This is a genomic window from Paenibacillus sp. JT31N7, from assembly GCF_059692095.1.
Genome location: NZ_JCAUAT010000001.1, coordinates 68,411 through 90,267, shown reverse-complemented (window position 1 = coordinate 90,267; position 21,857 = coordinate 68,411). Strand labels below are relative to the sequence as shown.

General features: G+C 55.4%; 15 protein-coding genes. 4 read left to right on the top strand and 11 right to left on the bottom strand.

The genetic code is table 11. The features are described 5' to 3' along the window. Positions 1-52: 52 nt before the first annotated feature. Complete coding sequence (locus AC58P5_RS00395) at positions 53-1,264, bottom strand: MFS transporter (protein WP_497383884.1); 1,212 nt, start codon at positions 1,262-1,264, stop codon at positions 53-55. A gap of 173 nt (positions 1,265-1,437) precedes the next feature. Next, a complete protein-coding gene (locus AC58P5_RS00390) occupies positions 1,438-2,430 on the bottom strand; it encodes a helix-turn-helix transcriptional regulator (RefSeq protein WP_497383883.1) in 993 nt (330 codons plus the stop codon). Between the two features lie 227 nt (positions 2,431-2,657). Between AC58P5_RS00390 and AC58P5_RS00385 the strand changes: the two genes are divergently transcribed. Then, the gene (locus tag AC58P5_RS00385) at positions 2,658-3,818 is read left to right on the top strand and encodes an oxalate decarboxylase family bicupin (protein WP_497383882.1); all 1,161 of its coding nucleotides are present in this window, start codon (positions 2,658-2,660) and stop codon (positions 3,816-3,818) included. Positions 3,819-3,892: 74 nt separating this feature from the next. After that, positions 3,893-4,327, top strand: a complete 435-nt coding sequence (locus tag AC58P5_RS00380; protein WP_497383881.1) for a DoxX family protein — start codon at positions 3,893-3,895, stop codon at positions 4,325-4,327. A gap of 405 nt (positions 4,328-4,732) precedes the next feature. On the opposite strand, the gene AC58P5_RS00375 is transcribed toward AC58P5_RS00380, so the two are convergent. The 4 genes from AC58P5_RS00375 to AC58P5_RS00360 all read right to left on the bottom strand — a co-directional run bounded on the left by AC58P5_RS00375 (position 4,733) and on the right by AC58P5_RS00360 (position 9,757). Then, on the bottom strand, positions 4,733-6,241 hold the full coding sequence (locus AC58P5_RS00375; protein ID WP_497383880.1) for a sensor histidine kinase: 1,509 nt from the start codon (positions 6,239-6,241) through the stop codon (positions 4,733-4,735). Positions 6,242-6,377: 136 nt separating this feature from the next. Further along, positions 6,378-7,220: a glyoxal/methylglyoxal reductase gene (gene pgoN, locus AC58P5_RS00370; protein WP_497383879.1), complete on the bottom strand. Its 843-nt coding sequence runs from the start codon at positions 7,218-7,220 to the stop codon at positions 6,378-6,380. A 275-nt stretch (positions 7,221-7,495) separates the two neighbouring features. Next, a complete protein-coding gene (locus tag AC58P5_RS00365) occupies positions 7,496-8,731 on the bottom strand; it encodes a family 16 glycosylhydrolase (RefSeq protein WP_497383878.1) in 1,236 nt (411 codons plus the stop codon). 126 nt (positions 8,732-8,857) lie between these two features. After that, complete coding sequence (locus AC58P5_RS00360) at positions 8,858-9,757, bottom strand: DMT family transporter (protein WP_497383876.1); 900 nt, start codon at positions 9,755-9,757, stop codon at positions 8,858-8,860. Between the two features lie 239 nt (positions 9,758-9,996). Between AC58P5_RS00360 and AC58P5_RS00355 the strand changes: the two genes are divergently transcribed. Both AC58P5_RS00355 and AC58P5_RS00350 read left to right on the top strand, forming a co-directional pair. Further along, entirely contained in the window at positions 9,997-10,995 is a 999-nt protein-coding gene (locus AC58P5_RS00355) for an ABC transporter substrate-binding protein (protein ID WP_497383875.1), read from the top strand. Positions 10,996-11,149: 154 nt separating this feature from the next. Then, the gene (locus tag AC58P5_RS00350) at positions 11,150-12,868 is read left to right on the top strand and encodes a helix-turn-helix domain-containing protein (protein WP_497383874.1); all 1,719 of its coding nucleotides are present in this window, start codon (positions 11,150-11,152) and stop codon (positions 12,866-12,868) included. Positions 12,869-12,922: 54 nt separating this feature from the next. Here AC58P5_RS00350 and AC58P5_RS00345 read toward each other — a convergent pair whose 3' ends face one another. From AC58P5_RS00345 to AC58P5_RS00325, 5 genes are all read right to left on the bottom strand, one after another. Further along, positions 12,923-13,726, bottom strand: coding sequence for an ABC transporter ATP-binding protein (locus AC58P5_RS00345; RefSeq protein ID WP_497383873.1), 804 nt, complete (start codon positions 13,724-13,726; stop codon positions 12,923-12,925). A 175-nt stretch (positions 13,727-13,901) separates the two neighbouring features. Continuing rightward, positions 13,902-15,677, bottom strand: a complete 1,776-nt coding sequence (locus AC58P5_RS00340; protein ID WP_497383872.1) for an ABC transporter ATP-binding protein — start codon at positions 15,675-15,677, stop codon at positions 13,902-13,904. Positions 15,678-15,731: 54 nt separating this feature from the next. Next, positions 15,732-16,781, bottom strand: a complete 1,050-nt coding sequence (locus AC58P5_RS00335; protein WP_497383871.1) for a FecCD family ABC transporter permease — start codon at positions 16,779-16,781, stop codon at positions 15,732-15,734. 1 nt (position 16,782) lies between these two features. Then, positions 16,783-17,835, bottom strand: coding sequence for a FecCD family ABC transporter permease (locus AC58P5_RS00330; protein ID WP_497383870.1), 1,053 nt, complete (start codon positions 17,833-17,835; stop codon positions 16,783-16,785). Positions 17,836-18,169: 334 nt separating this feature from the next. Beyond that, complete coding sequence (locus AC58P5_RS00325) at positions 18,170-21,454, bottom strand: hypothetical protein (protein WP_497383869.1); 3,285 nt, start codon at positions 21,452-21,454, stop codon at positions 18,170-18,172. Positions 21,455-21,857: the final 403 nt, after the last annotated feature.

Below are 21,857 nucleotides of genomic sequence, written 5' to 3'. Positions count from 1 at the left end.
GATGCGGGCGGAAAGGAGGGGTACATACAATCGGCTGCCTGAGCGCGGTCCTTTAATCCGTCCGGTCTGCCGGAGCCGGAGCGGGAGCTGCGACGCTGTGGGCGCGAGGACGCCCTTTGGTCCATACCGTCAGGAAAAACACGGCGGTCAGCAGTGCGCAGACGGCGTATGGCACCGACGTGTGCAGGGAATAAAGCAGCGTTCCCGTCAACGGTCCCGCAAACGAGCCGACTCCTTGTACCGAGGCCGTAAAAGAAGCGACGGCCGGCTGCTCCTCCTCTTCGACCGCGAGCGATGCCGCCGTAATGTAGCCCGGAAGCGTAAATCCGATACCTACTCCGAACAGAAGGAAGACAAGCAGGTACATCGCGGGCCAGAAGAGGAACAGCAGAAAGGCTGCGCACAGGGACGACAGACCGATCTTGAGGAGCCTGCTCGTCGGCCATTTCAGATAGCGGCCGATCAGCAGTTGAACGACGACCACGAGAACACCAGCCGACGAGAGGCCGAGGCCTATGTACCGTGCGGCATCCCGCGAAGTGACGGCCAAGCGGTCCTGGATGAAAATGCCGCAGGTTACCTGGAGAATAATCATGACGACGGACAAGGTCAGCCCGATTGCCAGGTACAGTGAAATTCTCGGATCGGCGGCGGTCAGCTTGACGGCGCGGACGCTTCCACTCGCAGGCTGGCCGGAGGGAATCATCAGCCAGAATGCGGCCGCAATCAGCGTTAGCAGTACGGCGGAAGCGTACATCGGCGCCGTAAGGCCGACAGGCGTCAGCAGCGCGCCGAGCGCGGGACCGAGGACGAAACCGAGCCCGTTCGCCCCTCCGAACAGCGCCATCCCGGAAGCGCGGTTTTCCGCCGTCGTCCACTCCATGAGATAGCTCTGCGCCATGGCGGGTATCGCTCCGAAGAAGAAACCTCCGGCCGCGCGCAGGAACAGCAGCTGAAGATAGAGCCAGGCGGGGTCCGAACCGCCGTTCCGGGCGAGGTCGGATACGACGGCAAACGCCGCCAGCGTCACAATATAGCCCAGCAGGGCCGTAACCATCACCAGCTTCCTGCCCGTTCGCGCCCATTTTGCCCACAGGAACGTTCCCGCGATCCAGAACAAGCCCGTTACCGATACCAGACTGCCGGTCTGGATTTCGCTCAGCCCCATACTTCTGGCCAGCAGCCCGAGAATCGGATTAAATGTGGCAATGGAAGTCATGGCGGCCAGGACGGTCAGAAAAATAAGAAGAAACCGTTTTTTCATAGACTTTGTCTCCTTTCCCGGTTAGAACGGCATTCGTACGTTGTTCATTATCGTTCATGCCCGGAAAAACCCGCTACCTGCCGGCGAAGCAATTCTGCCTGTTGAAGGAGCGGCAAGACAAATAATCTCCTTTACCGCAGGGGTCAAGGAGATCGTTACGGCCGCTTTTAGCCTCAAAGTCGGGGCTGGCCTTGATTGGCTTGTTTGAGATATTGGCCCGGGTTCAAACCGAACTGTTTCCGGAATGCCGCCGTAAAATTACTCATGTTCGAATAACCCAGTTGAACGGCGGCTTGGCTCACATTCATTCCCCGGTCCATATATTCGGCCGCTCTCTTCATCCGCTCTCTGCGCACCAGTTCATAAACGGTTGTGCCGAACAGCGTGCGGAATCCTTTTTTGAGCTTGTATTCATTGATTCCGTAAAGCCGTGCCAGCTCCGGGATAGACGGAGGACTTTCCAGCCGGTCCAGCACGTGCCTCCTCGCCCCCGACAGCCGTTCCCTGTCGTCCGGTGTCAGGCTGATCCCCGCTGCTTCTTTACCGGCATCTTCCGGCTGACTGATTAGTGCGATCAGCTCCATCGCTTTGCTTTCCGCGTACCATCTCCGCATGCTCCCCAGGCGGCCGGACTGCAAAAGATCCCTGACCCCCTGCCGGATAAGCGGTGTATCCGTAAACCTTCCGATTCTGCCCCGGCTGCGGGAGAGCAGATTCCGGATCTGCTCCGTCTCTTCCGGACCTCTGGCACAGCGGAGCAATTGCTCGGGATGAAGCCGGATTTCCAGCGTCCGGTTGCGGATTCCGCCTTTTTTCTCCATATACACGTTCATATTCTCCATAAAAAAGACATTGCCGCTGAGGCTTCCGGTCTGCAGTTCGTTTCCTTCCCAGGCGCAGTAAATGTCTCCTTCCAGACAGTAGTTCAGCTCGAACAAGCTGTAAGCTCCGTGAACCTCCACTTTAAGATCACGGATTAATTCGAAATCCGAAATAACAATCTCCATGCCGGATCTAATGGGGATGCGGGTCAGGCTTCCCTCCCCCATCCTTGGAGAAAGCCGGAGCGTCTGTTCCCCGCCGCAGCCGGAAATCCGACCCTCCATATATTCGGAAAAACGGTCGAAATAATCATGCATTTTAGCGATATGTATAGCGGAAGGCATAGGCGCTTCCCCCTTCCAATTACGATATTGAGAACCATTATCAATTAGTATTCGAGTTCATTGTAGGGAATTTCCTCCTCCTTTGCAACCCAGTAACTAAGCGGCTTCCGCCATATAGGGTAATCCGTTGTTTATTTAACAGAACTAACGGACAATCGGTCCCGCATATGAATAGGCTTGATAAGCTCGGCGATTTTCCTTGTCACCTGAACGAAGGAGCGGATGTCATGAACAAGCCGGAAAAAGAAGAGCTTCAAGTGCCCCAGCCCATCCGGGCCGACGGTGCGGGGGCCACCGACCCGGGTCCTCGCGATATCCTGCGCGATTTAGAAAACCCGAACATGCTGGTCCCTCCCGCAACCGATGCGGGTCTGATCCCGAACATGAAATTCTCGTTCTCGGACGCCCATATGCAGTTGAACCACGGCGGTTGGTCCCGTGAAGTTACAGTTCGGGAGCTTCCCGTCGCTAAGACGCTTGCAGGTGTCAATATGCGCCTGACCCCCGGCGGTGTGCGCGAGCTGCACTGGCACCAGCAGGCCGAGTGGGCTTACATGCTGACAGGGAAAGCGAGAATTACGGCAGTGGACGAGAAGGGCCGCAATTTCATCGACGATGTCGGCGAAGGAGACTTGTGGTATTTCCCGCCGGGTATCCCCCACTCCATCCAGGGGCTTGGGGAAGGGTGCGAGTTTCTGCTCGTCTTCGACGACGGGAGCTTTTCCGATCTCAACACCTTGTCCATTTCGGACTGGTTTGCCCACACGCCCCCGGACGTTCTCGCGGCTAATTTCGGTGTCGGCGAGAGCGCCTTCGAGAATATCCCGTCCGGTCAGGTGTATATTTTCCAGGACAAAGTCCCGGACTCTCTTTCCTCCCAGGAAATCGAGTCGCCATACGGCACTATTCCACAGAGCTTCAAGCACAGGCTGCTCGCACAAACACCGGCTGTCATGCCGGGCGGCAGCGTGCGGATCGTGGATTCCTCCAACTTCCCCGTTTCCGTAACGGTTGCCGCGGCGCTGGTCGAACTGAAGCCGGGCGGCATGCGCGAGCTGCACTGGCATCCCAACCAGGACGAATGGCAGTACTACCTGTCCGGCCAGGCGCGGATGACCGTCTTCGGCGGGAACGGCTCGGCCCGCACCTTCGACTACCGGGCGGGCGACGTCGGGTACGTCCCGTTCGCCTACGGCCACTATATCCAGAACACGGGCGAAGAGACCGTCTGGTTTCTGGAAATGTTCAAAAGCGACCGGTTCGCGGACATCTCGCTCAACCAGTGGATGGCGCTGACTCCGCGTGATCTGGTCCGCGATAACCTGCACGCAGGCCCCGAACTGCTGGATGCGCTGCGCAAACAGAAGCGGCCCGTCATCGGTTCGTGATTCCGGCCGGTCCCCTGCGGGTAAATAACGCTCACCGCAATCAACCCTCCTTGCAGGGAAAGGGAAGGTGAGACATGACCGGATCGCGTTCATCGTGGCCGAGAAAAATCGGAATTCTCCTATTCGCCGTCTTTTTCGCCGGTGCTTGCTTTTATCATTTCGAAGAGGCCGAAGGCTTTGCCCGCATGCTGCCGGAATTCGTTCCTCTCCGGGTTCCTCTGATTTATGCGACAGGCATATTGGAGCTTGTACTGGCCGTCCTGCTCCTCGTGCCTTCCTTGCGCAGGAAGGCCGGAATAATCACCGCCGTCTACCTCGTGCTTGTGTTTCCCGCGAATATTTACGCGGCCCTGTACCACATTCCCGTCCCGTCCCAATCGTATACACCGCCTTCGCTCCTCTGGCTGCGGTTGTTGTTCCAGCCTCTTCTTATCTGGTGGGTGCTGTGGGCATCGTCCGAACCGGCCGCGCACAATCCGCACCTTGAAGAATCTTCTCGTATCCAGTAAAGTCAGAGCTGCGGCTCTGGCTTTTTTGCTGCGCCGTCAAAAGGCGGAAATCTCCGGATCGAACCTTTGTTCCGGAAAAAGCGAATATAGAGGTGTAAGCTTACAGAGGAGGTACCCCTCGTTCATGAAAGAAGATTTGCAAATGATGCTTAATTTGAATAAAAGCGGGCGACAACCTCGCCTTCCGGTGGTTATACGACGAATCTCTACACATCCGAAGTTCAGGATAACCCGTCATTCAGCAGGCGCTAACCAAGATCGGCGTCCTGTATCCCAAGAGGTCCAATTCGATTAACGTCATTAATTAATTTTATTAATGGCATAAATTATATGATATCCCTTCCTGCAATTCGCGCAAAAAAAGGCCGCTGAAGCTTCAGCGGATTTTCCCGTTTAGAACACTGATTACTCGTTGAGCCGTGCGGAAGCAGTTTCGCCCAAGGCGGTCATTCTTCCTTCCTCCTGAATAGCGGACACGACCGGAATCCGGATCGTAAAACGGGTGCCTTCGTTCCGGCGGCTGTGGATATCGACCGTACCGTGATGTTCATCCAGAATCCATTTCGCGATCGACAAGCCGAGTCCGGTACCCGGCGTTTCGCCTCTTGAAGGATCGGCCCGGTAAAATCGGTCGAAGATATGCGGAATATCCGCTTGGTCCATCCCGATTCCGGTATCCTCGACAATAAGCTCCACATTTTCTTCTGCCGCCCTTGCGTAAAATCTCACACAACCGTTTTCGGTATACTTGAAAGCATTTTCCACGAAAATAAACAAAAGCTGCTGCAGGTAATCCCTATCGCCCACAACGTACAAAGATTCGAGACTCTCCAGGGGACCGGCTTGAAACTCGGCGGATTTGGCAAACACCTGGGATTTACGGATAACATCCTGGACGACGGAGCTTATGTTCAGCCTGTCTTTTCTCAGATGAAGCCCCGAATCGGCACGCGCCAATGTCAGCAGATTGTGCACCAGTCTCCCCATCCGGCTTGCCTCGTCGGCAATATCGTGTATGGCTTCGATGGAAAGGTCGAGCTGGTCCCTGTCTATTCTTTGCTCCGGAGCCTGCCCGAACGACTGCCACGCCTTTTGTAAAAATTCCGCATTGCCGCTTATCGTCGTCAAAGGCGTTCTTAATTCGTGGGAAGCGTCCGCCACAAATCTCCGTTGAGTCATATAAGATTTGTCCAGTTCCCCGTACATGTGCTGGATGCGTTCCAGCATGCCGTTGATGGTTGTCCCCAGCAGGCTGACTTCGTCACCCGTTGGTTTAATGGCGATCCGGTTGCCCAGATCGTCGCTTTTCTGAATTTGGCGGGTCGCTTCAATCAAGGCGTATACGGGCTTCAGCGCCCGCTTGGAAGAAAGCCAGCCCATGAACGAGGCGGTGCAGACAACCACGAGCGAGAGCAGCAGCAGCACCAGCCGGAGTATAGACAGAAATTTATCGATCAGGCCGATGTTATAAGCGGACTGCAGCACGCCTACGAGCTTCCCGTTCAACAGCAGCGGCTGATTGTAGATGAGAAACGGCGATTGCTGGACATCTTCCGTGATGTAGTAGCCTTCCTTTTTTTTACCGGCGGAATCTTTGGAGTAAGGCAGTTCCACCTGGCCTAAATTCCGCGTCCTCGCTTTATCGCCGTTGATCAAATTGATAAGCTGCAGGTACATGCCCGACTGAACGGTATCGACATGGTCGAGCTGAATGTCCAGATCAGAACCCAGCGGATCTACCTTAAGTTTATAGGTGACACTCTCCCGCAGCACATCCGTCTGCTCTTTGAGCGAGTCTTTAAGGTCGTTAATAAAATAAATCTGCAGAAAGCTGTACAGCACGATGCCGAACAGCAGCAGTGTAGCGGAAAGAATACCCGAATATAACAAAGTCAGCCGCATGCGTATAGACATAGCTTCCTCCAGGGTTTTTCCTTGATTATCCTCTTTGAATCTTAAAAGCAACTTAATAGAACCTAAAAATTGCCCTTAAGGAGCGAAAAAGCAAAAAAGCCGTCCGGGGACGGCTTTTAAGAGCTGTGCATTATACTTAGAAATCAAAGTTGTCCGGGTCCGGACCGACTCGTTTATTTTCGTTCAAGGCGCTGATTCGGCTCATTTCGTCCGCCGTCAGTTCGAAATCGAACACGCTTGCGTTTTCGATTATGCGGTGCTCTTTCGTCGATTTCGGAATCGTCACCACGCCGTTTTGCAGATCCCATCTCAGAATAATCTGCGCGACGGATTTGCCGTAGCGGTCCGCAATCGACTTCAGAACCTCGTTATCCAGCAGCCCGCCCTGCATAAGCGGAGACCATGCTTCAAACTGGATTCCTTGTTCGCGGCAGTAAGCACGCAGATCATCCTGGGTCATTCGCGGATGGAACTCCACCTGGTTGACCATCGGCTTGATTTTCGCATCCTGCAAAAGGTCCTGCAAATGATGGACATGGAAGTTGCTGACTCCGATAGACCGGGCTTTACCCGACTCGTAAATGGCTTCAAGGGCGCGCCACGTGTCTTTGTATTTTCCTTGAACCGGCCAGTGGATCAGGTACAAATCCAGGTAATCCAGGCCGAGCTTCCGCAGACTGACTTCAAATGCCTGGAGAGCAGACTCGTAACCTTGGTCCGCATTCCAGACTTTCGAAGTGACGAAAAGTTCTTCCCGGGAAAGGCCCGCTTCGGCCAGACCTTCTCTGATTCCTTGGCCGACGCCTTCTTCGTTGCCGTATACGGCGGCCGTATCGATACTCCGGTACCCGTTTTTGATAGCCGCTTTAACCGCTTCTACCAACTCGGGTCCTTCCTCTACTTTGAATACGCCGAGGCCAAGCCATGGCATTTTAACCCCGTTGTGCAGGGTAGTTGTATCTTGCAGTTGTCTAGTCATTTCCGGATGACCTCCTGTTGAATAGGCTTAAGATGTAGCATGTCCTATTATGCGGCTTACTTACTCTTTCGTGAAGTAAGCACTTTAAAGTATGATAGGTACTTTTGCGCGCCATAGGCACCCGGAAGTACCCTGGACCGCGCTTGCGTTGTCCTCTTCCTGCCAGCTTTCCTCTCCCTCCTAGCATTCTATTTCCGGCACAAAAAAAGACAGGAGCCTCCTTTATCCAAAGGAAACTCCTGTCATTGCCTGCCGTTTGGCCGGAGAACGGCCGCTTACGGGTTCTGCTTCACAATTACGAAGCTCTCCCACTTGCTGGCTGTCGCGCGGTTCGCGATAAGCGGGCTGGCGCCTTCGTTGTCCGCACACACATATTGGTTGTTCGCCAGCGCTTTTAACGTCTGCTTGCCGTCCGCCGTCTTACCGAGCTCGAAAGTCTCCCAGGTGCCGATCGTCTCCCGGTTCGCAATGAGCGGGCTTCCTCCCGCATTGTCGGCGGAAACGTACCGGTTGTTGATAAGCGCTCTCAGAGCGACCTTACCGCCGCCGAGGTCGACCAGCTCGAACTTCTCCCAGCCGCTGACGGTCTGAGAACGGGCGATAAGCGGACTGGCGCCCGCATGTTCGGCGGTCACGTATTTTCCGTTCGCTTCCGATTTCAGGGCGACGACGTTATAACCTCCCGCGCGCTGCCATACACGGACATAGTCGATGTAATATTTTTGCGGGAAGACTGTCGTGCCGTCGGGGTAGCCCGGCCAGTTGCCTCCTACCGCGAGGTTCAGCAGAAAGAAAAATTCCTTGTCGAACACCCACGCGTTCGTACCGGCATCGGCCAGCGTTCTCGTGTGATACAGCTTGCCGTCCACGAACCACTTGAACGAGCCCGGCTCCCATTCCAGAGCGAACGTGTGATAATCATTGCTCAAATTCTGCGGGTGCAGATACGATCCGGAAAGACCGCAGCAGCCGGAATAGCCCGGTCCGTGCAGAGTTCCGTACGCACGGTTCGGCTCCAGGGCGCCGACATATTCCAAGATGTCGATCTCGCCGCTGGCGGGCCAGCCTACGGAACCGATGTCCTTGCCGAGCATCCAGAAGGCGGGCCAGATTCCTTTCCCGTAAGGCAGCTTGGCGCGCATTTCGACCCGCCCGTATTTCAGGTTGAATTTATTTTGCGTCGTGAGACGTGCGGAGGTGTAATCGGACCCGTTATAGTTTTCTTTTACAGCCTGAATCACCAGATTTCCGTTTTCCTGATAGGCGTTGGACGTGCGGTTGGTATAGTGCTGAAGCTCATTATTTCCCCAGCCGCCGGCTCCGGTTTCCAGATTCCATTTCGAAGAGTCCGGTCCCGACCCGTTCGGGCCGTTAAATTCATCGCTCCAGACAGGCACCCAATCGCTGACGGAAGAAGCTCCGGCGGTCCGGCTGAACATAAAGGACGAGAAGAGACTGAGAAGCAGAAATACGGACAAGAGCAAGGAAAGCCGCTTGTGGTGGTTCACCATCCATGATCCCCCTTTTCCTAATTGCAATCCCGTGTTCATCATAACCCCTTCACGCCCTTAAAAACAGGTTCCAAATTACTGGTTTAATATCCATTTTTATGTTTTTTGTTCCGAAGATTCAGGTAGTCATGCGGAATGATCTTCTTCCAAACGGGAAGGCTTAACACCGGTTCCGGCAGGCGCCCAGTTCACGAAAAAAATACCGGCGAGAATAAGCAGGCCTCCTCCGTACACATAAGAGCGGACGGTCTCACCCAGCAGCAGCCAGCCCGAAAGAACACCGAAAAAAGGAGCCAGAAAAAGAAAGGCGCTCGTTTTTCCGGGATCTCCTCTGCTCAGCAGATAATACCAGGCCGCAAACTGCACAATGGAACCCAGTACGGCAAGATACAGAATGATCCATACCGAATCCGCATTCAGCGCAAAAAGCGGTTTTTCCAATAGCAGGCTGAGTACGAGCAGCGCCAGTCCGCCCACAAGCATTTGAAAAGCGGTCATGACCCAAATATCGAAAGCAGCGCCCCAGCGTTTGACAAGAAGTGTCGCGGCCGCCCAGAATACTGCGGAGCCCAGGCCGAACAAGGTGCCGGTTTTAAAATCCAGCTGTAACCCGAGCGTCACGGCGACTCCCAGAAATCCCACCGCTACGCCGGCCCACTGCGACCACCGGTACTTCATCCCGAGAAAAAGAGTGCCCAGCAGCACGACCAGCAGCGGATTCACAAAGGTCAGCAGGGACGACTCACCGGCCGAAATGGTCCTCAGGCTCAGAAAAATGCATGCCATGACTCCCGTTGTCTGAAAAAGGCCGATCAAGGCGATCCGCCCCCACTCGGCGGCCGTCCGGGGCATTCGTCTCCTCGTACCCAAGACCCATAAGGCCATCAAGACCCCGGCCAGCGTAAAGCGGACTCCCACAAGCAGCAGTGGCGAAACGTAGGCGAGTCCCATTTTGCCGACTGCAAACGAAGACCCCATAAGCAGTGTCGCTGTGACGACTAAACTGCCAAATTTTATCGGGTTCATCCGGTCTTCCCTCCTCCCATTCGTTAACTGAGAAAATCTTAACACACTTAAGGTAAGATGGGGACCGAAGGATGGATGCGAAGGAAGAATGCGAATTATGCGGCTGCCGTTTTTGTACAAAAACAAAAGTCGTGCCCGGGATTTGTCCATTGTCGGCCGCAAACGGGTACGTTATGATTGCAGCAACCGATAATGAGAATCATTATCGTTACATAAGACCGATGGAGGCTGACTGACTCATGAAATTGGCACGACCTGTTTCTACCTTATTCTTCACTGCCGTACTAAGCGCCGCTTTATTAAGCGGGTGCGCCGGCTCCGGTTTACAGAAAACCGCCGATGCCGCAAGCAAACAAACCGGGACTCCTACCGGCGTCCCCACCGCCGATGCCGATAAATCCGCCGCTCTCCCTCGCAAAGTTACGGATTACAAAGGGCATAAGGCCGAAATTCCGGCTGCTGCCCGGAAGGTCATTTTTTACGGAGAGACGTTCAGCGATCTGGACGCACTTGGCGTGCAGGCCATCGGCACGGCAGCCACGTGGCTGACAGGCACGGTCTATGCGGACAAGCATAAGACCATTACGGACATCGGTTCCCCCATTAACCTGGAGAAAGTGCTGGAGCTGGGACCGGATCTTATCCTCACGGGCAGTACCGACGAGAAAGAATACGAGCAGTTGAACAAAATCGCGCCAACGCTCATGTTCGATACGTTCCTGCCCATGAAGGAACGGCTTCTTCTGCTCGGCGATCTTCTAGGCAAAAAGCCGGAGGCGGAAAAATGGCTGGCCGGTTACGAAGCGCGTTCGGAAGCGATGTGGAAGACCCTGCATGACGCAGGAATAAAACCCGGCGAGACAGCCTCCGTTTTCACTTATTATCCCGGCAACCGGTTGTTTGTGATGGCAAGCACGGGACTTTCCCAGGTTCTCTACGACAAGAACGGATTTGTACCGACTCCGCCGATCCGGGACGTGCTGGACGAAAAAGCGGGTTTCAAGCAAATTTCGCCGGAGGTTCTTCCCAAAGCAGCCGGTGACCGTATCTTTATTCTGACCCCGGTAGACAAAGAAGCGCAGCAGTCGACGGAGGAGCTTCTGAAAAGCCGGATCTGGCTCGATCTTCCGGCCGTGAAGAACGGACACGTCTACACCCTCGACATTCGCAAGTCGGGCAGTGACGCCGCTACGCGGGAATGGCTTTTGAGCGAAATTCCGAATCTGATCAAAAAATAAAAAGATCGCGCGGACGGCACCCGTCCTTCCCCAGCGGAACAACCTGGCGGCCTATTTAAAAAGAAGCTTTCAACCTCTGTTGAAATGCTTCTTTCTTTTAGTTACAATGAATTTAAATGATAATGATTATCAGTATCAAAAAGGATGTGATGATATGGCCTCTTCCGATTCACGCTCTCTTCCTCTCCGCTCTCTGCTGTTCCAATTCGCGGCTGCCGAAAAAATCTCGCCCGATACCTATGAACCAACTGCGATGCCCGATATTGATGCGGACGAAGTACCCGACTTACATACTCTTCTGCTCATTAGCGGCGGCACCGGGACGTTGAGAGTGGCGGACGAAACATTTTTCTGCGCTCCCGACAAATGCTATATGATCCCGCCCGGGTCTTCCTACCAACTCAGGACGGACAGTGACCGGTGCCTGACGTTCTACCGCATCACGTGCCGGATTGTCTCCTGCGACAGCCGCCAAACGACTTTGTACATGAAACCGCTCGTTCGCGGCCGTGTGGAATGGACCGTCTATCCCTTCGCGAGAGCCGCGCGTTTTGCCGAGCTCTTGACGGAAACCGAACCGTCCGGAGAACTTCAGCACTTTTACCGGCAGCTCCAGTTTCAGGAACTGATGGGGTTCCTGTTGGAACACAATGTGAACAGCCCTAAACCGTCCAGCTGCACACATGCGATAGAGAACAGCATCCGCTACATTCAGGAACATTACAAGCGGCCCATTACAGTAAAATTTCTCGCTGAGCAGGCCCGTGTCCCCCATTGGCAGTACAGTACGATCTTTCAGGAGCTGACCGGGAAAAAGCCTTTGGATTACCTGAACGAGCTCAGAATCGAGAAAGCCAAGGAATGGCTCCGATCCACACGCGAACCTCTGCGGGAAATCGCGAGACGTGTCGGCTTTGCCGACGAATATTATTTCAACCGGCGCTTCCGGCAGCTGACCGGCGTTACACCGAGACAATACAGCCAATCTCTTCAAAAGCGGACCCGGATCAAAGACTGGACGGGTCATGAGGTCGAAATTCCGGCCATCCCCCGCCGGGTGATTTATCACGGTGAGACGTTCGGGGATCTCGCCGTTCTGGGTGTGGATGCCATAGGAGGAGGCTATCCGTGGATTAATCAGAACGGCCGCCTCAAACCTCCCGTCAAGGATATCGGATTCCCGATCAACCCGGCTCTTGCCGAGGCGCTGAAGCCCGACCTCATCATCGTCTCCAGCGAAGATGAATCGCAGTATAATACGCTTCGCACGATCGCCCCCACGCTTACGTTCGACTCTTTCGCCCCGCTTGGCGAGCGGATTGAGCTGCTGGGGGAAATTCTCGGCAGACGGGGGGAAGCGAGAACGTGGCTCGCCCGCTATGAGAAGAAAGCCGCCGCCATGTGGCACCGGCTTGGGGCTTGGGTGCGGCCGGAAGAGACCGCGTCCGTGTTCACATTTGCAAGAGAACGCTTTTTTGTAATGGGCACGATCGGACTCTCTTCCATGCTCTTCCATCCGGACGGTTTCCGGCCAGCCGGAAAGACGCGCGGACTTCTCGATAAGAAACTTTCATATCTCGAACTGCAGCCCGCAGAAATGAAGGATTATGCGGGCGACCGGCTATTTATGCTGCTCCCCGCAGATGCCGAATCCCGGAGAGCCGCCGCAGAGATGATGCGGTCCCCTCTTTGGATGGAGCTCCCCGCTGTCCGCAGCGGCTGCTGCTATGCAGTCGAAGCGGACGAGTGGAATTTCTCCGACGCCATGACGACGGAGAAACTCCTCGACGAGCTTCCCCGTCTACTCGGCAAAGCGCGGATCGTACCCGCTCGTGGCGGCCCTCACCCCGGCCATAGGCCGGATGAAAGCTGAAAACCCCTGCCGATCGCAACAGGATCGGCAGGGGTTCTTTCGCACAGGGCCTTTTCACGCTTCCGGCGCCAGTTCATACGGCAGGCACAGCGGGACACCCGTGCGCGGGTCGGTAACGATGTCCGCATGAATCGCGAACACTTCGCGCAGCATATCTTGGTTCATCACGTCAGCGGGCGAGCCTTCGCACATCACGCTGCCGGATTTGATGGCTACGATATGCTGGGCGTACCGGGAGGCATGATTCAGATCGTGAATCACCATAACGATCGTTCTTTTCTCTTCGCTGTTCAATTTGTGCAGCAGTTGAAGAACTTCGAGCTGGTGGGCCATATCAAGGAAAGTGGTCGGTTCGTCCAGGAAGAGAATATCGGTCTGCTGGGCGAGCGCCATGGCGATCCACGCGCGCTGCCTCTGGCCGCCGGAAAGCTGATCCACGGGCCTCGCGTGGAACTGCATCATTCCCGTTACTTCCAGGGCCCAGCCGATGATGCGCTTATCTTCGGAAGTAACCGTACCGAAGCCGCTTTGGTGGGGATATCTGCCGTAAGCGACCAGTTCCGTAACCGTCAACCCGGCGGGCGCCGACGGATTCTGCGGCAGAATGGCCAGTTCTTTGGCCACTTCCCGTGTAGATTTGCTGTGGATCGACACCCCGTCGAGCAGCACGCCGCCCGAGGCCGGTTTCATGAGCCGCGCCATCGTTTTCAGGATGGTCGACTTGCCGGAACCGTTCGCGCCTACCAGCGCGGTTATTTTGCCTTGCGGGATGGAAATGTTCAAATCGCTCACGATACTGAGATCCCCGTAGCCGATATGCAGACTGGAAGTATGCAGTCTTTCCTGTACTAACGTCATCCGATATTCCCTCCTTGGTTTTGCCTTTCTGTATATATGAGACGATCCGCGTATTTCCCTGTATTCCTGTGTGTCCGGGCCTGATCTTTATGTAAAATGACGAGACCTGAGCCGATTGAGAAAGCTTGCGCTCCGAAACCTGGCGCTTAACGGGGCAAGAACGCGAAGTTTGACGTCAAAAAGTTCCGGCGGCCCGTTCTTGACTCGGAATTACACTTCCGAGCTTGTTAAGCAGCTCGGCGCCGAATTGCGCCGCATACAGCTTGCTGTAGGCACCGCCTCCGGCGAGCAGCTCTTCGTGGCTTCCCTGTTCGGCGATGCCCTCTTTCGTGATGACGACGATCCGGTCGGCATGCTTAACCGTAGCGAGCCTGTGCGCGATAATCAGTGTCGTCCGTCCTTTGGAAAGCTCCCAGAGCGCTTCCTGAATGACCGCTTCGGTCTCGCTATCGAGCGCCGAAGTCGCCTCGTCGAGAATCAGGATCGGCGGATTTTTCAGAAACATGCGTGCGATAGACAGCCGCTGCTTCTGACCGCCGGAAAGCTTCACTCCCCGTTCGCCGATCCGCGTATCCAGCCCTTCCGGCAGCGAAAGGATCAGCTCTTCGAGCTGGGCTCTTTTGGCTGCCTCCCGGATATCTTCGTCGGAGGCCCCCAGTTTGCCATAGGCGATATTTTCTCGGATGGTGCCGTCGAACAGGAACACTTCCTGCTGGACGATTCCGATATGGGACCGCAGCGACTCCAGCTTCATGTCCCGGATGTCGATGCCGTCGATGGTGACGGAACCGTCCGTCACTTCGTAAAACCTCGGAAGAAGGCTGCACAAGGTCGTTTTGCCCGCGCCCGAAGGGCCCACGAAAGCGACCGTTTCCCCGGGCCTGATGGACAGGTTCAGCCCATTCAGCACGTTATCTTTATTTTCGTAGCCGAAGCTCACATTCTGATACCGGATATTACCCAGCAGCCGGTCAACGTCCCGCGCATCCGGCTTATCGGCTACATCGGGATCTAATTCCAAAATTTCCATATATCTTTTGAAACCGGCGATTCCTTTGGGGTACATTTCGATCACGGAATTGATTTGTTTGATCGGCCCGAGAAATACGTTCGAAAGCATGACGAAGGCAATGAATTCCCCGTAGGTCATTTGTTTCGCCAGTACAAACCATGTTCCGCACAGTAAAACGAAAAGGGAAATGATTTTCATCAGCAGATAGCTGATAGAAGAATTCCAGGCCATAATCCGGTAAGCCACAAGCTTGCTCCGTCTGAACTGCCCGTTGTTGGAAGCGAACTTGGCGATTTCATAGTTCTCGTTCGTAAAAGCTTGAACGACGCGGATGCCGCTGACATTGTTCTCGACCCGGGCGTTGTAATCCGCAATGGATTCGAACATCTTATCGAAAGCGAGCGACATTTTGCGGCTGAAATAAAGCGAAAGCGAGATCATCCCCGGCACGATAATGAAAGTCAGAACGGCCAGCTTCCAGTTGATGCCGAGCATAATGCCGAAAGCCCCTGCCAGGGTCATTACGGCGATAAACAAATCCTCCGGCCCGTGATGGGCAATCTCCCCGATATCCATGAGATCGTTGGTCATCCTGGAAACGAGATGCCCCGTCTTGTTATTATCGAAGAAACGGAAAGAAAGTTTTTGTACATGGTTGAACAGTTTGGTGCGCATATCGCTTTCAATATTGATGCCGAGCTTATGCCCCCAATAAGTGACGACATAATGCAAGGCGGCGCTGATCACGTAAATGCCGAGAAGGCCGACGCAGCCCCATGCGATCCATTCCCATTTGCCGCTCGGGAGAAGATCGTCGATGACCCGGTTGACCGCCAGCGGAAAAGCGAGCTCAAGTACGGCGGCTATGATCGCGCAGCTAAAATCGAGCAGAAACAAGCCTTTGTACGGTTTGTAATAGGCAAAAAAACGGCGGAGCATAAAGCACCTCTCTTTCTGTAAACCTTCGTTGGCGGCAGAAGCCGGCAGGCTCTTCTACTCCGTCTTGGACCGCGCAAGCAGATACAAGAAATAAGGAGCGCCGATGACCGCGACCACAATTCCGGCAGGCATTTCGGAAGGCTGCAGCACCCAGCGGCCGAGCGTGTCGGCTGCGCATACAAGCAGCGCCCCGGCAAGGGCTGCGGCCGGCAGAAGGACTTTGTGGCCCGGTCCTACCAGTCTGCGGGCCAGGTGCGGGGCGATGAGCCCGACGAAGCCGATTCCGCCGCTTACCGCGACACAAGAGCCGGCGAGGCCAACGGCGGAAGCGAGAAGAAGGAAACGCTCCCTCTCCACCGGAGCGCCAAGTCCCGAGGCCAGCTGATCGCCCAGGTTCAGCACATCCAGCACCCGCGCTTTGCAGAATACGTAGATCGACAGGATGACGATCCAAGGAAGGAGCGCGAGCACAAACTTCCAGGTCGTCCCCCAGATGCTTCCGGCCATCCACGTGGCCACGAACTGGTATTTCTCCGGAGAGATCCGTAAAGTCAGCACGATGGTTGCGGCGCTGATTCCGGCCGCCACGGCGATCCCCGACAGCAGGAGACGGGTCGGAGACAAACCCTCGTTACGCTTGAACGCAAGCGTGTAGATCAGCATCGCCGTCAGACCGGCGCCCGCCAGCGCGAGTACGGGGAGCAGGAAAACCGGAGCGGCAGCCGCAGAGGGATAAAAGCAGATAAACAGCAGAACCGCGAGTCCCGCACCGGCATTGATGCCCAAAATTCCGGGATCGGCCAGCGCGTTGCGCGAGATGCCCTGCAGGATGGCTCCGGATATCGCCAGACCCGCCCCTGCAAGCATCGAGAGCACGATCCGGGGCAGCCGGAAATCGAAGAGGATCAGCGATTGCTTCCGTGTTCCTTCTCCGATGAGCGTCTTAAAAAGCTCTATAGGAGAAAGCCGGATAAAGCCGATGTTCATACTGATGATAAACGTAAGGACAAGAAGCAGACAGAACATAACGAGAATTGTGATGTTCCTTTTCTTCCGCTTTCGCTCATGTTCCATAATGGGTGAGTAGTCCAGATTCAGGTTCACGTTACAGCTCCCTCCTTTCTTTGCGCGTCAGATAGAGGAAGAACGGAACCCCGATAAGTGCGATCAGCGCCCCGATGGGTGTTTCGTAAGGAGGATGGATCATTCTGGCCGCCAGATCGGACACCACGACCAGCAGGCTGCCGAGCACGGCCGAGCACGGTATGATCCAGCGGTAATCCACGCCAACCAGAAAGCGCGTCAGATGCGGAATGATCAGTCCGACGAAGCCCACCGCTCCGACGATGGAGACGGACGCTCCCGCGAGGATGAGAACAACGACCGTGCCCCCCAGCTTAACGAGTCCGGTACGCTGCCCCAATCCTTTGGCGATTTCATCCCCCAGGCTGAGCATCGTGATCGAACGGGAAAGTGCGATGGCGCCCAGCAGTGCGGCCAAAAACCACGGCAGCATCACCTTGAGCTGAACCCAGGTGGTTCCGCTTACGCCTCCCGCATACCAGAAGGCAATGTCCTGTCCGATATGAAAATATAAGGCGATCCCTTCGCTCATCGCGGAAAGAAGAGCGCTTAGAGCCGCTCCCGCGAGAACCAGCCTCAGCGGCGTCAAGCCGCCTTTGGCCATGGAGCCGATTCCGTAGATCAGCACGGCTCCGCCAGCCGCACCGAGAAACGACATCAGAATAAGCTTGGAATAGGCCAAGCCCGGGAAAAAAGCGAAGCAGAGCGCCAGCATAAAGCCCGCGCCCGCGTTCAGGCCGAGAAGACCCGAGTCCGCGAGGGGGTTCCTCGTCATGCCCTGCATGATCGCTCCGGCAACCGCGAAGCTCGCCCCTACCATTGCGCCGCCCAGCACGCGCGGCATTCTCAGATCGGCGATAATCTGATGCTGTGTAGACTCCGGGTTAAAATGAAAGACAGCTTCCCAGACTGTCGAGAATAAAATGTCGGCTGCCCCGAACGAAACCGATACCCCTATTCCCAGCACCAGGAGGAGAATCCCCCCTGTGAGAATGAGGGCTGCGGCCAGCGGACGGGTGCGAAGCGGAACGGATGAAGCTGTTTGCGTTTCCCTTGCTGCATTTTGCTGAATCATACCTGCCACCCTGTACGTTATATTTAGTGAAGCGATTATCAGTGATATTGATTCTCATTATCACAAGATTCATTTTAAGTGACAACTTTTGTCTGGGCAATGGACAAAAGCGAGAACTTTTTTGTACAAAAAAGAAAAGATTTACAGAATGCGGACCTGTTATCAGAACCCAAGCAGCTAAAAGATCAGCAGATCCCGCTTGTCGGCATGCAGCATCTGAGATAAAGCGGACTGTTCGTGTTCACCGCTCCAATAAATAAAGCCGCCTGCGAGCAGCAGAAAACGGACAGCCGAATAACGGCTGTCCGTTTGTTTGGGTTGCGGCCGCATCGGTCTATAAATAAGCCGCCAGTTTTTTTAAAATACCCGCCTCTTCGGCGGTAAGCTTCCTGCCGCTGAATGCGTCCACCTGTTTGGTAAAAGCAAGAAGCACGGCGGCCTTCGCTTTGGCACCGCCATTTTCTTCCGCTTTGCGTGCGGCCGTCAGCGCTCTGCATAAAGCCAGTTCGGTCCCGCGGTCGTCCGGTGCGAACTGCTTGACGAGGGAGCACATCCCGTCGTAAGTGACGGCAATCTCATAGGGATAGACAGCCGTCCACCGGTTGCCCGCCTTATCCACGGCGGTCACGCTAATCTCGTGCTTTCCGGGCTCCTGGCTGTAGGCCGGAGCGCTCATCAGAGCTTGCGCGCACGGGTCGCCGGCCAGTCCGGACAAAGCGTCGGACGCGGCGCAGCGGATCTCGATGGTCCGGTCTACGGAATAAGCGGCCTCGGCGGTAAACTGCACCGAAGGAGCCGTCTTATCGAGCCGGACCGTGACCTTTCCCGGCGGCGACTGGTTTCCGGCCGCGCTCACGGCCGAATACGTGACCGTGGTCACGCCTTCCGCGCCGACGGGCAGTTCGGCCGAGGCACCGTTCACGGTCACTTCGGCGGAGGGCTGCGCTCCCTCGGCCGAGTAGCGCACCGCGGAAGCACGGGCCGCCTCGATGCGGAGGACCGCATCCCGGTTCAGCCAGCCGTCCGCGTTAGGCCCGGGAAGCAGCGATGCCGATGCGGACGGGACCGGAGCTTCTTTTTTCTGGACGAAAAAATTATCATAATACGCCGAGGCGATGTTGTATCGGCTCGTTACCGCAATCAGTCGGGCGTAAGCAGCATTAGCCGGAGCTTTGCCGCGCAGAGTGACTTTCTGCCACTGGGCCAGTCTCGATTCATCCAGATGGGTTTCGAGCGTTGAAATCGTGGCGTTGTTGGCGTCAAAGAATCGGAACATCAGTCCCGGCTGGCCCGATTCGATGTAAATTTGAGCTCCGGCTTCATAATCCCCGCCCGGTTGGACCGTGATCTTGTCGCTTTGAAGCGCGACGGAAGCGGTGCGGAGCTTGTCGGTGATTTTCAGGCTTTTGATTCCCGATACGCTCCTATCCCCGCTGACTCCGTAGAAATAATCCGTTCCGGTTGCAAATAGCGGGCTCCAGCCGGGAATCGCATGGTTCTCGACTTTATCCTCAAAATCGGCATTGCGGACAGGAAGGGGCGTGCCCGGCGGTTCTTCCGTTACTTCCCCGTCGACTTTCATCCGGTACAGGATCGTGTTGGTCGCCTGGTCGGTAAAATACAAGTTCCCGTCCATGCCCAGATCGAAACGGGAAGTATCCGTCAGCGTGCGGAATTCCAGCGTGTCCGGGTCGATCACGGTCAATTTGTTATTGAACAGGACATAAAGAAGTCCGTCCTCGGACCAGCGGAGCGGATGGTGCGCCCACTGAGTGAAGTTCAACTGCGGGTATATTTTTTTGCTTTTGACGATTTCGTACGTTTGGGGATCGATCGCAAAAATATACTCATAGGAAGCGCCCCAGATCAGCCCGTCGGGACCTGCCGCCAGATCTCCGATGAAGATCGGTTTGTCCAGACCGGGGACACGCAGCGGAAATTCGGTGATTTTCTGCTCCTTTACCGCGTCCCATACGAATATCTTGGCTTCCGCTTCCGTAGGCTCGGAACCGAGTCCGCCGCGGATCGTCGTGGAACCGAAAATTTTTCCATCATAGAAGGTCGTGCTGAGCACGCTTTGATTCTGAACGACGTTGCGGTGCACCTTAAGCTCGCCGGAAGCCGGATCATACACGGTCAGAGAGCCCCCGAGCGTTCCGTATCCCGAGATCGTCGAAATGTACAGCTTGCCGAGTCCGCTCGTCATGTTCACCAGCCGTTCCTGATCGTTTTCCAAGACGGCGAGCTTTTTGGGATTGGTGTCGCCCGGCTCCTTATTCAGGTCGTATTCGAACAGGCTGCCTTCGGGATAGACGCCCATGTATACTTTCGACCCGAGCTGATAAACACTGTCGGCCTGGCCGATACTGAACGGCTTCGCCGTGTTGTCCGTCAAGTTGACCAGCGAGGAACGCGCCTGCGAGCCGGTTGTTATCAGCTGGGCCTGGGACACGGCCGCCAGCCGGTTGACTACGCCGGGAAGACCCGGAATGACGGGCGGTTTCTGGATGACCTGCTTCGTGTCGATATTGAGGTAGGTGACTCCGCCGTCGTAGCGGACCGTAACGAGCGTTTTGCCCGGGAGATCGGGATTGTCCTTGAATTCGACCCAATCCGCCCCTCTCAGTCCCGTTCCGTATTCCATCCCCGTTTCTTCCACCGCGTGGGTGGCGAGGTCGAACGTTTTCAGCTTTTTGTCGGACATATAATATAGCTTTCCGTTCTGCGAATCGGTCGCATGCAGGCCGGTTACGTTCTGAAGCTCGGTGTCCAGCCAGGACTCCGTTTTTGTATCGTAGATGTAACCTTCGCCGGGCACACCGCTTCCATCCGTATAGCGGGCAAACAAATAGCGGTTGTCGATCGTGTCCAGATCGTAGACCGTATCGTTTTTGACCGTCAAGGAAGCGGCGATGTCCGTCTTCGCGCCGGTTTGCAGATTGACCCGGACGATCTGCTTATGAGCAGTGCCGGCATACACATTGCCGCCCTGGTAAGCGATGGAGCGGACATACTCGGAATCCAGCTGTCCGATGGCGCGCCCGTAATCCTTCGTCTGCTTCGTGGCCGGGTCGTACTGGTACACTTTCCCCCCCGGATAAGTGCCCACATATACTCGGCCCTCCTCGTCGGTCGTAATGCTGTTCGGTACGGATTGTCCGGCGAATTGGGCGACCTGAACGGGCGTATGGGTTACCGGCGAATAGCTCCAGAGCCTCGCTCCGCCTCCGTCCGCCGCCAGGAACAAGGTTCCGTCAGGCGCAACGGTGTGGGCCCAGGAGCTTTCGGACGGAGCGATCGGAATGCTGCGCAGTAGTTTATAGTCATCCAGATCGATGACGTTCAGATGCCCCGGCTTCCCTTTGCTCGTCGCATACAGCACGTTGCGGCCGTCTTCCTTGCCCGCCGCGCCGTTGAATACGGCTACCGTGTAGTTGTTGGGGATGAGCAGCTCTTCCGGACTGCCATATGTTTTCTGGGCCAGCTTGCTCGTTAGAGCCGCGGCGTTCGCTTCCGTACCCGACGGCTCAGCGGCCGAAGCGGCGCCGCTCCAGCCCGCGAGCATCATCATCAGACTCATGAGAACGAGAAGGGGCCGGCGGGTCTTTCCTCTTTTCATGACAATTCCTCCTTTATCCGTTCAGGTTGACAAACAGCTTTACAAGAAAGGTTCCAGCAGAGACAAACACCATTGTAAGCGTTATCACAAAAGACTTTAAAGCATCGGTTGGTCGGTCAGCTTCCTCCTCTCTATTTGATTCCAGAAGAATACTCTTTCTTTCCGTCTTTGTTGGTATCCTTCTGGTATCTATAATATCTAGATAGGAAGAATATGTCAACGTTAATCTGAGATTTATCCTTAATTTGATAACCACGTGGTATCCTTCAGATGATTTTAATCACGTATCTCCCTCTACATGTGATTGACTACCGTTATGAGACGCCCCATCGAACGCCGGGAGCTGCACATCGTCTAAAAAAAAGCGTACCCCGTCCGGGATACGCTTCATGATTTCGATTTA